General features: G+C 37.2%; 16 protein-coding genes. 6 read left to right on the top strand and 10 right to left on the bottom strand.

What is annotated here, in order from left to right:
* The first annotated feature begins 6 nt into the window (after positions 1-6).
* On the top strand, positions 7-1,686 hold the full coding sequence (gene ettA / locus H3T57_RS05185; protein ID WP_122123271.1) for an energy-dependent translational throttle protein EttA: 1,680 nt from the start codon (positions 7-9) through the stop codon (positions 1,684-1,686).
* A gap of 80 nt (positions 1,687-1,766) precedes the next feature.
* Complete coding sequence (locus H3T57_RS05180) at positions 1,767-2,279, top strand: GNAT family N-acetyltransferase (protein ID WP_198193405.1); 513 nt, start codon at positions 1,767-1,769, stop codon at positions 2,277-2,279.
* A 168-nt stretch (positions 2,280-2,447) separates the two neighbouring features.
* On the opposite strand, the gene H3T57_RS05175 is transcribed toward H3T57_RS05180, so the two are convergent.
* The 7 genes from H3T57_RS05175 to queG all read right to left on the bottom strand — a co-directional run bounded on the left by H3T57_RS05175 (position 2,448) and on the right by queG (position 9,104).
* Positions 2,448-4,124: a sugar MFS transporter gene (locus tag H3T57_RS05175; RefSeq protein ID WP_232349735.1), complete on the bottom strand. Its 1,677-nt coding sequence runs from the start codon at positions 4,122-4,124 to the stop codon at positions 2,448-2,450.
* A 190-nt stretch (positions 4,125-4,314) separates the two neighbouring features.
* On the bottom strand, positions 4,315-4,953 hold the full coding sequence (gene bluB / locus H3T57_RS05170) for a 5,6-dimethylbenzimidazole synthase (protein ID WP_155580157.1): 639 nt from the start codon (positions 4,951-4,953) through the stop codon (positions 4,315-4,317).
* A 59-nt stretch (positions 4,954-5,012) separates the two neighbouring features.
* Entirely contained in the window at positions 5,013-5,675 is a 663-nt protein-coding gene (locus tag H3T57_RS05165; protein ID WP_110438693.1) for a phospholipid-binding protein MlaC, read from the bottom strand.
* A 15-nt stretch (positions 5,676-5,690) separates the two neighbouring features.
* Positions 5,691-6,512 carry a VacJ family lipoprotein gene (locus H3T57_RS05160; protein WP_198193404.1) on the bottom strand — a complete coding sequence of 274 codons (822 nt, stop codon included), beginning with the start codon at positions 6,510-6,512 and terminating at the stop codon, positions 5,691-5,693.
* A 282-nt stretch (positions 6,513-6,794) separates the two neighbouring features.
* Positions 6,795-7,625: a TerB family tellurite resistance protein gene (locus tag H3T57_RS05155; protein ID WP_110438695.1), complete on the bottom strand. Its 831-nt coding sequence runs from the start codon at positions 7,623-7,625 to the stop codon at positions 6,795-6,797.
* Positions 7,626-7,800: 175 nt separating this feature from the next.
* On the bottom strand, positions 7,801-8,025 hold the full coding sequence (locus H3T57_RS05150; RefSeq protein WP_198193403.1) for a ribbon-helix-helix domain-containing protein: 225 nt from the start codon (positions 8,023-8,025) through the stop codon (positions 7,801-7,803).
* A 20-nt stretch (positions 8,026-8,045) separates the two neighbouring features.
* Complete coding sequence (gene queG / locus H3T57_RS05145) at positions 8,046-9,104, bottom strand: tRNA epoxyqueuosine(34) reductase QueG (RefSeq protein WP_198193402.1); 1,059 nt, start codon at positions 9,102-9,104, stop codon at positions 8,046-8,048.
* Between the two features lie 371 nt (positions 9,105-9,475).
* On the opposite strand from queG, the gene H3T57_RS05140 reads away from it, so the two are divergent.
* Positions 9,476-10,720 (top strand): NAD(P)/FAD-dependent oxidoreductase, encoded by a 1,245-nt coding sequence (locus H3T57_RS05140; RefSeq protein ID WP_155580160.1) that lies wholly within the window; start codon positions 9,476-9,478, stop codon positions 10,718-10,720.
* On the opposite strand, the gene H3T57_RS09220 is transcribed toward H3T57_RS05140, so the two are convergent.
* The 3 genes from H3T57_RS09220 to H3T57_RS05125 form a co-directional block, all read right to left on the bottom strand.
* A complete protein-coding gene (locus tag H3T57_RS09220) occupies positions 10,721-11,035 on the bottom strand; it encodes a TM2 domain-containing protein (RefSeq protein ID WP_155566530.1) in 315 nt (104 codons plus the stop codon).
* Between the two features lie 211 nt (positions 11,036-11,246).
* Complete coding sequence (locus H3T57_RS05130) at positions 11,247-11,621, bottom strand: VOC family protein (protein WP_122123280.1); 375 nt, start codon at positions 11,619-11,621, stop codon at positions 11,247-11,249.
* A gap of 60 nt (positions 11,622-11,681) precedes the next feature.
* On the bottom strand, positions 11,682-13,112 hold the full coding sequence (locus H3T57_RS05125; protein ID WP_198193401.1) for a PLP-dependent aminotransferase family protein: 1,431 nt from the start codon (positions 13,110-13,112) through the stop codon (positions 11,682-11,684).
* 394 nt (positions 13,113-13,506) lie between these two features.
* Between H3T57_RS05125 and pdxS the strand changes: the two genes are divergently transcribed.
* The 3 genes from pdxS (at position 13,507) to H3T57_RS05110 (ending at position 15,598) form a co-directional block, all read left to right on the top strand.
* On the top strand, positions 13,507-14,394 hold the full coding sequence (gene pdxS / locus H3T57_RS05120; protein ID WP_122123282.1) for a pyridoxal 5'-phosphate synthase lyase subunit PdxS: 888 nt from the start codon (positions 13,507-13,509) through the stop codon (positions 14,392-14,394).
* 79 nt (positions 14,395-14,473) lie between these two features.
* Positions 14,474-15,049, top strand: a complete 576-nt coding sequence (pdxT, locus tag H3T57_RS05115) for a pyridoxal 5'-phosphate synthase glutaminase subunit PdxT (RefSeq protein WP_198193400.1) — start codon at positions 14,474-14,476, stop codon at positions 15,047-15,049.
* Positions 15,050-15,238: 189 nt separating this feature from the next.
* The gene (locus H3T57_RS05110; RefSeq protein WP_198193399.1) at positions 15,239-15,598 is read left to right on the top strand and encodes an AAA family ATPase; all 360 of its coding nucleotides are present in this window, start codon (positions 15,239-15,241) and stop codon (positions 15,596-15,598) included.
* Positions 15,599-15,640: the final 42 nt, after the last annotated feature.

Genomic DNA, 15,640 nt, shown 5'->3' with positions numbered 1-15,640 from the left:
TTAACGATGGCTGGGCCTCAATATGTATACGTGATGAAAGATTTGACAAAGGCTTATCCCGGTGGTCGTGAAGTGTTTAAAGGCATAACTTTGTCTTTTCTGCCTGGGGTAAAGATTGGTGTTCTTGGGGTCAATGGTGCGGGTAAATCAACTCTATTACGCATTATGGCAGGAAAGGATAAGGAATTTGGCGGGGAGGCCTGGGCAGCTGATGGAATCAGGGTTGGATATTTAGAACAAGAACCGCAGCTGGATGAAACTAAAACGGTTGGTGAAAATGTTGCCGAAGGTTTTGGCCCTTTAAAAAAGGCTGTTGATCGGTTTAACGAAATTTCAATGAAATTTGCCGAGCCGATGGATGATGACACCATGAATGCCTTGTTGGCAGAACAGGCTGATCTGCAAGAAAAAATTGATGCCGGTAATGGTTGGGAACTTGATCGTCAAATTGAAATTGCCCTTGATGCGTTACGTTGTCCACCAGCTGATGCAAGAGTCGATAAATTATCAGGAGGTGAGCGACGTCGTGTTGCTCTGTGTCGTCTGTTGCTGGAAAAACCAGATATTCTTTTATTGGATGAGCCGACAAATCATCTTGATGCGGAAAGTGTTGCATGGTTAGAACAGACATTACGGGAATATGCTGGTACTGTTATTCTGATTACCCATGATCGATACTTCCTGGATAACGTTACGAACTGGATTTTGGAAATTGAGCGTGGCCGTGGTTATCCATTCGAGGGTAATTATTCTTCATGGCTTGAACAAAAGCGCAAACGTCTGGCTCAGGAAGAAAAAGAGGAAAGTGCACGTCAACGGGCCCTGGCGGCAGAACAGCAATGGATCAATTCCTCACCAAAGGCACGTCAGGCGAAAAGCCAGGCCCGTATTGCAAAATATGAGGAAATGCTTTCTCAAAGCCAGGAAAAGGCAACAGGTGTTGCGGATATATATATTGCCCCTGGCCCCCGTTTAGGTAATGTTGTTATTGAAGCGGATAATCTCAGCAAAGGATTTGGTGACCGTTTACTAATTGATAAATTGAACTTCAAATTGCCTCCTGGAGGGATTGTAGGAGTAATCGGTCCAAATGGTGCGGGTAAATCAACCCTGTTCAAAATGATTATAGGTGCTGATAAACCTGATGAAGGTGAGATACGTATTGGTGATACGGTAAAGTTGGGATATGTTGACCAGTCCCGTCATGAATTGGATCCCAATAAAACCGTATGGGAAGAAATTTCCGGTGGGACGGATGTCCTTTATCTGGGTAAGCGGGCAATTCCTTCGAGAGCCTATGTTGGAACATTTAATTTCAAGGGTTCGGATCAGCAGAAAAAGGTTGGTGTTCTATCCGGTGGTGAACGAAACCGTGTTCATCTTGCCAAAATGTTAAAACAGGAAAGCAATGTAATCCTGCTGGATGAACCAACCAATGATCTTGATCTCGACACTTTGCGTGTTCTTGAAGAGGCTTTGGAGGAATTCCCCGGTTGCGCTGTGGTCATCAGCCATGACCGATGGTTTCTGGATCGTCTTGCAACTCATATCCTTGCATTTGAAGGGGATAGCCATGTCGAATGGTTTGAAGGCAATTTTGAAGCGTATGAAGAGGATAAGCGACGACGTCTGGGTCCTGATGCAACAGAACCTAGTCGTATCAAATATCGTCCAATTTCACGATAATTTCGGTTATTATTGATTTAAATTGAAAAAGCCCATATGATTTTTGTCATGATGGGCTTTTTATGTAAGTTTTGATATCTGTGAACTGGTTGGATTTAAGAACTTCACGTTTGATTTTATCGCCGGTAAATTGGCAGGATATGCCGGATATTTTGGCTTTAAAAACGGATGTTTTAACCTTTAGTAGTATGTTGGGTGGTGTTCGATCTTCATGGCAAGTGCAAAAGGAAATGGCTGAGGATATTCTTTATTGGGGATCACATAGGATTGGCATATATACTGTCCGCAAGCATATTCAAAATAGAACAGGTCAATTTTTGGGAATAACAGGGATACACTTGCGCAATGATAACCGTGGGCATGCATTGAGATTTGCACTATGGGGATGGGCGCAAGGGAAAGGTTATGCCCGTGAGGCAGCATTTGCTGTGTTGTTGGCCGCCCATGAGCGTGGGTATCAACGGATAGTGGCGGTTACCAAAGAAAGAAATATAGCCTCTCGTCGTATTCTTGGAAGTATTGGCATGAATGTTGAGGAGCAATTCATGCGTCATGGATATAAGATGCTAACCTATGTCAGTGTATTATCGTAGAGAGAATGACTGTATAGTCCAACCAAAATTTAAAAAGATACAATGTATATTGTAATTTTTATGCAGACATGAAAAATCCAGAATACGGACAAAAAAAATTTTTTTCAGTTAAAGGCACATCCGTATTCCAGATTTCAGGTTTTTTAAAGAATTATACTTATGAATAAATTATGCTGTTACCTTTTTTGGTTTGGAACCTTTGGCACCATAATAGAGAATAAATGCGTAACAAATCAGGGTTAGAAAGAATGCATGCTGAATTCCAATGGCATCGCTTAGCATTCCCTGAATGAACGGTACGACTGCACCACCAACAATAGCCATAACTAACAAACTTGATGCCTGTTCTGTTAGAGGGCCCATTTCTGCAATACCGAGTGAGAATATGGTTGGGAACATTATAGAGTTGAACAATCCAATCGCCACGATGGAATAAACCGCAACGTACCCTGTGCTAAACATGGTTGTCAATAATAGACAGAGATTGATAATTGCACACCAACTTAGCATTTTACTTGGCGAACTTTTGACCATCACGGCTGATCCAACAATCCTGCCAACCATGGTGCCTCCCCAGAATAAAGTAACATATTGTGCAGCTTGCTGTTCAGACATTCTGCCTATTTCTGGCAAGGTCAGATAATTTATCATAAAACTGCCCAATGCGACTTCGGCACCAACATAACAGAAGATTCCTATGGCGCCCAAGACTGCATGAGGATGTTTGAACACGTCAGAAAGTTTATAGTTTTGTTTCTGTTGGTTTTGATTGTCGTCTTTGTTGGTAGGTAATTTAAAGATTGCTACAAAGCCAGCCAGTAAAACAAGGATAATTCCAAGCACTGCATAAGGAGTTTGAACAGATTTAGCTTGTTCTTTACGATACTGTTCAATTTTAGTATTGGTTGAATCAGAAATATGTTGTTTGAGCTGTGTGAGATTTTCCTGATCAATTGGTTGTAATTTCAGGGTTGAAAAGCTTTCAAGGGCTTCAACCAAGGACCCGGTTGGAATTTGGTCAATTTGTTCAGCGGTGAAATGACTTAATAAGCTTAATTTTTTTTCAGTTGGTATATTGTTTAGTGTTGTTCCAATTAATTCGGGTGAAAATTTTTGTAATTCTTGTTGGATTAGGGAATCCGGAAGCTTTTCGTATACATAAGGAGGTATGTTTTTCAAAGCATAAGCAACATTTTCATTGGAGGCCTTTGCAAAAATTGCCTCTATATCATTTGTTGGATTATTTTCAAGAGTTGAAATCAACTGGATGGTCTGAGGATCGGATGCAATCCTGTTGGGTATTGTATAAGCGGCACCGGTTAAGATTAGGATACTGCCAAGATAAGGAGCAACAGTCGTCCCAAGGGCATTCAAGGCCTGGGCCATGTTAAGGCGGCTAGAACTTGTTTTTTGTGGCCCTAAAAGTGTGACATAAGGATTGGCTGAAACTTGCAGGATGGTAATGCCGGTTGCCAAAATAAATAGGGCAAGAAGGAAAAAGTAGTAATTGGCAATTGTTGCTGCCGGCCAGAATAAAAATGTTCCAATGGCGGCAATAATCAATCCGGTAATGATTCCTTTTTTATAGCCAAGCTTGGATACAATTTTGCCTCCCGGAACAGACATTAAAAAATATGCTCCAAAAAACGTGAATTGCACCAGCATCGCTTGTGTGTAATTAAGGTTAAAGACGGTTTTGAGATGTGGAATTAAAATGTTGTTTAGACAGGTTAAGAAACCCCACATGAAAAACACGATTGAAATAACACTTAAGGCAATAGGGTAATTGGTAAATTTATTGTCTTGAGTTGTTATGGATGACGCTTCATTTGAAGAATGACTCATAAACTTAATTCCCTTGTTATTTAGGGTTATATTTTATATCAAGATGGTTTCTTTTTTAAGGTAAATATAGAAAGGCAATATTTATTTAACAAGAACTCATGAATTATAGCAAAGCATAAAAAGTGTCTGTTAAAAAGGTTTTTTTTAATTAAACCGTAAAAAATGTCACGAAATTCTTAATCTTGAATTGCTATTTGATAATCCATTTATTTTTTTGTGAATTACGCTTTTCCCAACCTTTTTCTTCAAGCTCTGGTTTATCCCGGATCGTTTGTGGATATCCAACACAGAGGTAAGCGATAAATTCAAGGGTTTCCGGTATTTCAAGAATTTGATGTATATCCGTCGGTGTTATGATGGAAACCCATCCAACGCCTATACCATAGGCTCTGGCAGCTAACCAGAAGCTATATATGGCCATAACAGTTGAGTAAGCGGTAGTTTGCGGCATTGTCTTGCGTCCCAGGCCTTTGCCCTGATCGGGATTGCGTTCGGAAAAAACAGCAATATGATGTGGAGCGTCATCCATTCCGGATAGTTTTAGAGAATTGTAAAGCTTTTGTTTATCGGAACTGTAATCACGGCTTGCCTGTAAATTATTTTTTTTAAAAACATTATGGATTTTCTGTCGCAATTCGGGCCTGTTAATTTTGATAAAGTACCAGGGTTCACTCAATCCAACAGAAGGTGCCTTACATGCAAAAGACAATAATTGATCCATTATTTCGTCAGGTATAGGATCTGGTTTAAAATGCCTGACATCCCTTCGCCAAGTGAACAGCTGTTCAAGTTCATTTATAAAATGATTTGAAAAACGCTCTTTAGTCATGATTACTGGCAGGATAATTATTATGCCATCATAAAATATTTTATGATGGTCAATTTAATTTAGGAGTGGTTTTGAAGTTGGCGTTTTAGAGCTGCAATCAAAGCGGATACATCATTTTGATGACGTGCAATAAAAGATGTGTAATCTCCTCTTTGAGTTACGGCAAGTGACGCATTTTCACCAATAATATCAACAACCATTGGGGAGCCATTTTTAATTTCAATAATCCACTGAATGACGACATCTGGCTGTTTTGGACGTTTCAAGGTAGTCTGAATGGATTTTTTGTTTCCCTCTGTTGACGTAATTTCGCCAATGGTAAACGAAACCCCTTTATATTCTCCAAGCCGATTGGTAATTGAATTAACTAGTACCTGATGAAAAAGCTGGGTATATTCTTGTTGCTGGTCTGAAGTGGCGACTCTCCAAAAACGCCCCAGACAGAATTTCGCGATACCATCGACATCAACATATTTATTCAAAATAGGCAGAAATTTTTCTTTTTGTTCAGTCTTCGAATAATCTGCATTTACAATGGCAACCATTTCATTCCCGGTGGATCGCAGCCACTCTTTCAACTGATTGTCGGAATAGGTGGCTTCTGAAGCATGAACTTGGGTTATAAGAGGGAAAATCGCTTGTTTTGAAACAACGTTCCCAGCAAGGAGAATACCGCTAATCGCAAGTGCAGGAAAAAAGATTTTACAAGGGTGAATTTTCAAAATATAGCTCCTAAATTATTTAACATACCATGCAGGGACAGTTGCTCTATGATCCTCGATAAGTGCTTTGATTTCAGCGTCTTGCTGTTGTTGATAGGCACTTCGTATGGTTGCGTAAGGATCCAAAGAATCCTGTTGCAATTGATTCATCGCATCAAGATAATCAGCCCTCGAACTTATTACACCTAAAATATTATATGCCCAGTTAAAAGTTATCAAGCCATATCCCCTTGGGACATAATTCCAAGGTGACAGACCAACCGCAATGATGGATCCCCCACCTTCACGTAGAGAGGTTGGTCCCATGAAGGGAACGAATAGATAGGGACCTGATTTTACGCCCCAACTGGCCAGAGTCATACCGGGGGTGGTGTCATGATGTTTATATCCAGCCATTTCGGCTACATCTATTAATCCTCCAATTCCGGCCACCATATTTATACACCAACGGGCAAAAGCATCTCCAGCGCGTCTTGATTTACCTGCCCCGACATCTGAGAAAAAGACAACGGGTTCATCCATGGTGTGTATCATATTGCTGAGTGATTTCCGGACCACTTTTGGCACCGCCCATACATACGCTTTGGCTACAGGTTTCAGCGTATATTTATCCATTTTCATTGTAAAATTGTACATTTTACGATTGGTTGGCTCATATTTGTCATTATTATGTTTATATTCAGCCAAGGCTTCAGGATCTTTTGGTGGCGGATTACTGCATCCATTCAGAAAAATGCCAAGACAGCCCAGAAAAGTTAAGCAAGGTAATAAAAAATTCTTTTTTTTCAGTTCGGATGATTTTGGAAAATTAAAGAAAGAAAATAGGGTGAAATTCATGGCAACCTTTGTTAACTTTTAATTCGTTATAACAATTTTAAATTTTGATCATACAATTTAAATGAATTAAATAAATAATCATAACAATTTAGGCAATAACAATTCAGAACATAGCAGATTCATCATTAAACAACAGAAAAAAGAATTTGTATTAATTAAAATTGAGATATGAAAGATCTGATTGTGGTAATAAAACAACAAATAACGAAAGATCTTTTATGTTATGCTCATGTCTCAAAATTAAAAATCTGATCCAAACGATTATATAGAAAATTGTTGAAATTAAATTCCACGATTATGTTTAATATAATCCCATGCAGCATTAATTTTTACGATTTTTTGGTTTGCCTTTTCAATTTCCTGTGGATTTCCCCCTTTTGCTGCAATAAGGTCAGGATGATAGATGCGAACAAGTTCACGCCAACGGTTGCGGATAGTTTCGGTATCCGTTTTAGGATCAACCCCAAGTATTACGTATGCATCAGGTTCGTCAGAAACAGAACGGGGACTGCCTCCTTGTGCTGCATAATCCCATACTCGTTCTGAGAGACCGAATATATGCTGGATATGTCGCAAATATTTTTCTTCAAGCGGATGAAGAGGTTCCGATTTTTTTAAATCAGAACGGGCCAGCATATATAGAAGGATAAAAACATTTTCAAGTTTGCCTTTTTCCTCTTGGAAATTATGTTTAAGAATTTTTGCAAATTTTGGATAATCATCAACTCTTGAACGGGCCCGATCAAAAAGCATACCTATTTGCTTTTCTTGCTGTGGTGGAATATGAAGATGATGTTTAAAATAATCAACCTCACTTCGGTTGACCGGACCATCACATTTGGCAAGCTTGGCAGATAAAATGATGAGACATAATGCCATAACTTGCTCTTTTTTACCGGCATTTGAGGCCATTTGCACAGCAATATAGGTGCTGGCACCCACAAGATCGGGAGAGATCTTATGTTTCCATTGTTCAACCCATCCTCCCAAAGGTGGATTCAACAGCTTGTTTTTATCCGCAGCATGACCAATGGCAGCACCTAGTAATGCTCCAAGAGGACCACTTGTTGCGAAGCCGGCGATTGTTCCAAAAATTTTTCCAAAAACAGGCATTGAATTAATATAATATAGTAGGATTAAACTTGCTTCATTCTATTATTCTTTTGTTAAAAGGCAAATTTATTTTAAAAGTTTTCGTGGCATATATTATCTGTAATATAAGGGATAATTTATTTATTTAATTACAGTCAATGATTTTTATTGAAAAAAAGTTGGAAAAATCAAATAACTATATTTTTTTTAATATAAAATGTAACGCTGTTAATCTTAGCATAGAGGATAGCGGATGATTTGCACACCGTTTTGTATCAATTTCAGTAATCAAATGAAGCAGGGTAAGATTTTTTGATACCGCCATTTGATCTAAAATATCCCAAAAGTCCTGTTCCAGAGCGATGCTTGTGCGATGGCCAGAAATTTGAAAACTGCGTTTTTTTAAATAATGTCGTGACATGATTTTTGATTGGCTTGCAATTATACGGATATCATAAATTGATCAAATGCCCATTGGGCTGTTTCCTTGATAATAGCATTATCATGATTTTTCCAATTTATTATTAGTGGTAAAAGATTTTCTATATTTGAATTACCTGCCGCAATCAGGATATTCCTGATAAATCGTAAATGACCAATACGCTTTACAGGAGATCCAGTGAAAAAACTTCTGAAATCTTCCTCATTGAATTGAAGAAATTTTGCAAGTGGGGGTGAAACAAGTTCGGTTCGAGCCTGTAACTTGATGTGACGACTTTGACTGGCGAAACTATTCCATGGACAGACAGCCAGACAATCATCACAACCGTAAATTCGATTTTGCATAGCCTTACGAAATTCAATGGGGATACTGCCGGCATATTCTATAGTGAGATATGAAATACAGCGTTTTGCATCCAGTTTAAAAGGCTCGGTAAAAGCCTGAGTTGGACAGGAAACCAAGCATTTTTTACAGGAACCACAATGTGATTTGCTTGCAGGTAGAGGGGGAATATGAAGGGTGGTCAATATCTCACCTAAAAAAAGCCAACTGCCAAATTGACGGGAAACCAGATTTGTATGTTTTCCCTGCCAACCTAAACCTGCCTTTTGCGCAAGAGGTTTTTCCATGATAGGTGCCGTATCGACAAAAATCTTAACCTGTTCATTAGTTGAATAATATTTTGTCTCTTTTAATATAAATTGGGCTAAATGTTTCAGCCATCCCTTGATTATATCATGATAGTCCCGATTACGGGCGTAAACAGATATATTAGCACATTCAGGATGTTTAAGATTTTCCAGGGGATTTTCCCTGGGGCCATAATTTACTCCCAAGACAATTGCCGTTTTCACTTCTGGCCATAAATGGTGGGGACTGGAACGATAATATAGACGATCTTCCAACCACTGCATGGTTCCATGCCGTTTGAGAGAAATAAACTCCTTAAGCAAAACCGCTTTTTCTGGTGGTAGAGATGCTTCACAAATGCCACATTGATCAAATCCCAATTCAATCGCTTTTTTTTGAATAAGTTTGGAAAAATTTTTAGGTAGCATGAAGATATGAATATATAACTACATCAATTGTAATTCAGATTATCTATTTTATAGAATAGGTTTGTATATTCAAACAAGTTTTCTTTAAGTGTAGAAAACATTCTTAAAATGAAAAATATCAAGAGACATGATTCTTATTGTCACGTAAATAAATATAGAAATAGGTCATGATTATATAGTTTTATTTGCAATTGACCTAATTATTTAAAAATTGTAACGTCATAATTAAAGAACAAATAATAAATTGTTGTTTTAAGAAAAGTAATAATTCAAATAAAAATTCAGTTTATTAATTAAACAATTGTACGGTTTTTTTTAAATCACAAACTTTATAAGTATTCAATTAAGATCACGTAAAGGGGCAAGTAAAAATGCAGAAAAAACGTATTGTTGTATTAGGAGGTGGAATTGCGGGAATGGAATTCGTGACCCGATTATCCTCTTTATTGAAATCTGAACAATATGAATTAATGTTAATTGATAAAAGCGAATATCATATTTGGAAACCGATGCTGCATACATTTGCTGCAGGAAGTGCGAAACCCAATGAACAGGGGATCAACTTTCTTACACAGGCCAAACGTGATGGTTATATCTTTAATCCGGGAAATGTTTCAAAAATTGACTTGAAACAGAGAAAAATCACTTTAGACGCATTATATGACAAAACCAATAAAGAAATACTTCCGGAACGTAATATTGAATTTGATTACTTGGTTATTTCGATGGGCAGTAAAACCAATGATTTTAACACTAAAGGTGTAAAAGAATATGCCTATCCAATTGATGATCTGGATCATGCCCTTGATTTTTACAATGATTTAAGGAATTTTATAATACAAGCTGCAATTTTGAAGGAAAAGCATCATGTTGTCATTGTTGGGGCCGGAGCGACTGGAGTTGAGTTAAGCGGTGAAATTATCTATCAGCTTAAACAGTCATCACAGTATGTTGGGTATGATTTTACCGATTATTTGCATTTGACAGTTGTGCAATCGGGGGATCAGATCTTACCCACTTTTGAGAAAGAAATTGGTAATGCTGTTAAAGTGACCATGAATAAAATTGGCATAAATACTTTGTTATCAGCGCGCGTAAAGGAAGTAACCAAGGATCACGTATATCTTGAAAATGGTGCTGTAATTCCTGCAGATCAGGTTGCTTGGACAACCGGAATAAAAGGTGATAATTTATTGCAGGAAATTGATGGTGTCGAATATTCCAAACGATCCCAGATTGTTGTGACCCCACGATTACAAGTCGTTGGGTTTCCCTATGTATTTGCAATGGGAGATTGCTCTTCTGTTCAGGATAACTCTTTACCACCAACCTCGCAGGTGGCTACGCAACAGGCCTACTATTTAAGTCGTAATTTTTTAAAACTGATTCAAGATCCTGCTTCGGTCAACCCTTTTGATTATAAAGATTATGGTTCACTTGTCAGCGTTGGACGTTATCAATCTTTTGGTGTTTTTGGTCATCATATTGCAATAAGAGGGTGGGTTGCAAAAATTGCACATTTATATTTGTATCGCTCACATCAAATCAGAATATTGGGTTTGAGACGTGCAATCAGCGCAATTTTGGCAGATAAATTCAGAAAGCTGTCAATATAGTTAGGCTCGATAAAAGGTTTTGGGTTTGCTTGTTTGTATTAAGAGCATAAATAAATCATATATCCACCACAGCCAGACAATTCCGCAAAAAACATAACCTATCAGGACTATTTTTGTAACTAATCCTAAAACCATAAGGAAAGCCATCAGGATACCGGTAAAAAATTTGTTGATATAGATACGATGCACCCCGAAGAAGCCCAAAAAAAACCAAAGGATCATAGCGATTACAAATGATCGGTTTCTAACATTTAAATTGGTTACCAGACTTATTAATCTTTTACATTCCTTTAAAGTTAAATTGTTATTGAACATTGATGATTAGCTTCCATTAAAAATTAATGATCAATGTATTATATAGTTTAAATATCTTGATTTTAAATGTATTGGGATATGGGAATGTACTATTAACTGTTTGTTAAAAATATAAATAAATTATTGATTTATGTTTGATCAATGTTCATTTATTATTGAACATTGATTGTAAATAATATGTAACAAACTTTGAATCATTCAAGAAACTATTCTATTCTTCATAAAAAGCGCAAAGTTTGTTTCCATCAGGATCACGAAGATAAGCCAGATATTTATTTGTTCCTTTGCGTAAACCTGGAGGGTCCTCAATTGACACACCACCATTGGCTATTCCTGCGGCATGGAATTGATTGACCTGTTCGGGAGAGTTCATTTGAAATCCGATAGTTCCACCATTGGAATAAGTTGCAGCCTGTCCGTTGATTGGCTTGCAAATAATCAGTTTTTGACCATCCTTCGCATAAAAAGGGCGCCCCTTTTTATCAAATCCTGAATCGGAAAGATTCATAACCTTGAAAATAGCATCATAGAATTTCTTTGCTTTTTCTATATTGTTGGTGCCGACGCAGATGTGACTGAATAACATGTTTATTTCCTTATAAAATTACTTGATTTGTATAAATAGGTTAGAATTGATATTGCCTTTTCACAATGAATTTTTTAATCTTTTGATTGTTTTTGAAGAAAAATGAGAGAAATTAAATCGTATCTCTCCTTGAGACCCTCCAAACTCTTCACCCTTTGCAATAATTATTTTTTGTTTTAACCATTCCTGTAAAAGGGTGGACAATTCCTTGTTTTTGTCTGGAGGACATTTTGAATAGAGATAAAGTCCACCTTTTGGAGGTTGAAATTGGAACAGAGATTGGTAATTTTGATCCAACCAATGACATAGATTCTTTGCTTTTTTCGAAAGTTTTTTCTGTAAAAAATTGAAATGATTATCCATTTGATGGGTTAAATAATACTGGGCAAGTAATTGTGGTAAAACACTTATTCCACCCTCGATTTGACGTCTAACATTGGTAAGCTGATGGATAATGGGACGAGGGGCTATAATCCAACCAACACGGGTTGCTTTACCAATATATTTAGATAAAGAACCAAGATATATAACCTGTTTGTATTTGTCATACATTTTGATGGATCTACAATCAGTATTCTCATCAAATGAAAGCAGGCTATATGCATCATCTTCAATAAGAGGAATTTGATTATCATGACAAAGCCGTAGGATTTCTTTTTTACGAAAAGATGAAAGGATTGAACCGGTTGGATTTTGAAAAACTGGATTTAAAAAAATCATTTTTACGGGATGTTTACGAATCAATTTCTGGAGTATTTCTGGGTTCACCCCGTTTTGATCCAGTGCAGCAGGATGAACACGTAAACCGGAAGCTTGAAAAATGGGAAGTCGGAAAAAAGAGGAAGGGGTTTCTATCGCAATATGATCGCCTGGCCCTAACAAGGTTTGAGTCAATAAAAAAAGGGCCTGCTGAGTTCCAGTTGTAATCAGAATTTCGGATAGGTCAACTGATATACCTATACGTTTTTTCATATGATATTGAACGGCCTGGCGAAAGGAATAAAGACCTAGAAGTGTAGTTTCATCATCTTGTTCTAACGATAGAACATGTTGCCAGGGTAAATCGGTAGGATCAATTTTTGGTAAAAGGGAAGGTGCAAGATCACCAGTTGCCATATCAATAAGGTTGATATGCTTTTCCTGAACCTTTTTACGTAATTCTTGTATATGAATCTGATAGGGATCTCGCTGATATTGGGTATATACCGATTTGACAGGATACCAATTCATTGATGGATAAAGATTTATTTCATGTTTGAGCGGATTTACATACGATCCACTGCCTATTTTTCGAATTAATAATTTTCGATCTGTCAATTCGTTCAATGCACGGATAACAGTTGAACGATTGATGTTCAGGAGATGGCTTAACTGCCTTTCAGAAGGCAATCGTTCACCAGGACCCAGGGTACCATTGATAATGGCTTGCTGAATAAGATGAATAAGTTGCTGATATAACGGTTTATTGGAAGAGTAAGACAAAGTCCACATGATGATCAAATCCTGAATACAGAGTCATGATATAATATAAATATATTTTTTCTATCTTATTTTTTCATAATCATTGTGGAATTATTTCTATTATTGGATATTATTAAGCTAGGATCTTGATTATAAAACATATCCCTTGCAAAATTGCCAATTGTATTTGTTGTAAAGGCGTCGAACGATCCTACTACTATCCCTCCAACAAATGGAACAATTTTTGTCAAATTTATAATTCCAGTTGATCAGGCATTGGTTATTAGTCATGGCACTTTTCAAGTGAGCTTATAAATTTAAAGATTATATATAAATTGGATGGGTTTGAATCATACCAATTGGATGTTTTAATTCCCTGAATGTTTATGCATGATAATCTTAATTTAAACCGGAGAATATATTAATGAATAAAAAAGTAGGATCTGAAAGAGTAAAACGTGGTATGGCCCAAATGCAAAAGGGTGGGGTCATTATGGATGTTGTGAATGCAGAACAGGCAAAGGTAGCAGAAGCAGCGGGTGCAGTTGCCGTGATGGCTCTGGAACGGGTTCCTTCTGATATCCGTGCTGCTGGAGGGGTGGCTCGTATGGCTGATCCAACTATTGTTGAGGCTGTTATGAAAGCGGTGACTATTCCTGTAATGGCAAAAGCCCGGATTGGTCACATTGCCGAAGCTCGCGTACTTGAAGCGATGGGTGTTGATTATATTGATGAAAGCGAGGTTCTTACACCTGCAGATGATGAATATCATTTGCTGAAAAGTGAATATACAGTGCCTTTTGTTTGTGGATGCCGTGATTTAGGTGAAGCGTTGCGCCGTATCGGAGAGGGTGCCTCTATGTTAAGGACCAAGGGGGAACCGGGCACAGGTAATATTGTTGAAGCTGTACGTCATATGCGCAAGGTTCAGTCACAAATTCATCATGTAATGGGATTGAAAGACGATGAATTGATGGTATATGCACGTGATCTTGGTGCACCTTACGAATTGGTTAAACAGGTTAAACAACTTGGCAAATTACCTGTTGTAAATTTTGCTGCGGGCGGTGTGGCAACACCTGCGGATGCGGCCTTGATGATGTCATTGGGTGCTGATGGCGTTTTTGTTGGATCCGGTATCTTCAAATCAGAAAATCCCGAAAAATTTGCCCGTGCAATTGTTCAGGCAACAACTCATTATGAAGATTACAGATTGATTGCCGAATTATCCAAGGGGTTGGGTGTGCCAATGAAGGGTATTGAAATGAGCAAATTATCAATGGATGAACGAATGCAAGAAAGATCCCATTAGGTTTTGGAAAGGGGAAATTTGAATTTCCCCTTTATAGGAATTTTTATAATGTTGATTTAAAAGGTATATATGAACCATTATGCATAAAAAAATTGGGGTTCTTGCGTTACAAGGAGCAGTGAGTGAGCATATTGCCCAGTTGCAGGGATTGGGTGCTTTGGGAATTGAGATCAAAACAGCAGAAGATCTTAAGCGGGTAAAGGGATTGATTATACCTGGTGGTGAATCAACAACAATCAGCCGTTTGATACAAGAAGTTGGACTTTATGAACCAATACGTGATTTTGCAAGAAAAAATCCAGTTTTTGGTACTTGTGCAGGCTTAATTTTGTGTGGTTCCTCTATTACAGATGGTGGAGAGAAATTAAAACCTTTAAATCTGATCGACATTGCCGTAACACGTAATGGTTTCGGTCGTCAGATTGACAGTTTTGAAGTTGATTTGGATATAGGGAATATAGGAAAAAATATTCCTTCCGTTTTTATTCGCGCCCCCTATATTGCTTCAGTTGGTGAAGATGTAAATGTCCTGGCGGAATATGATAAAAAAATCGTTATGGCGGAACAGGGCAATATTCTAGTTTGTTCTTTTCATCCCGAATTGACGGAAAACAATCAGGTTATGGATTATTTTATGTCCAAGATTGAAAGTTGATGAAATTTATAAGCTAACCGTTTCTTTGTTTTCTTTCCAATGAACAAAAAAGCCAGCATGATGAAGTGATTGCTGGTTTTTTTATTTGCAAAAAGATAATTTTTAAATAAAACGTTTCATTTATTTATCATTTTAAATTTTTAATAAAATAGTTTATTTATTTGAATTATTTATATTATGTATTTGATAATGAAAATTAAAAACATTCAAATCAGGAATTTCAAGCGTTTTACTGACTTGAAAATTGAGGGGATTCCAGAAACTGCAAAAATGGTTGTTTTGGTAGGGCCGAATGGTTGTGGGAAATCATCAGTGTTTGAGGCATTTAATGCTAAATTATTTACCTTGTGGTTTGGAAAAAATAATTTAATGTCTAGAAAGCAAAATGTTTTTAATGATATTAGTAGTCCTATCCGAGAAGATTGTGAATATTATAATAAAGATAGTGACGAAAGTGTAAATATTAATTATGAATATTATAATCAACGTGTAAAAGAATCATCTAAGAGTTTATATTATAAACCGCTTATCGTAATCAATCATCTATAAACGTTAATTCAATATCGAAAAATGATATTACTACAAGACACC

Origin of the sequence: Commensalibacter sp. W6292M3, from assembly GCF_016101315.1 — a bacterium.
GTDB classification, from domain to species: Bacteria; Pseudomonadota; Alphaproteobacteria; order Acetobacterales; family Acetobacteraceae; genus Commensalibacter; species Commensalibacter melissae.
This window is presented reverse-complemented; position numbering and strand designations above follow the sequence as displayed.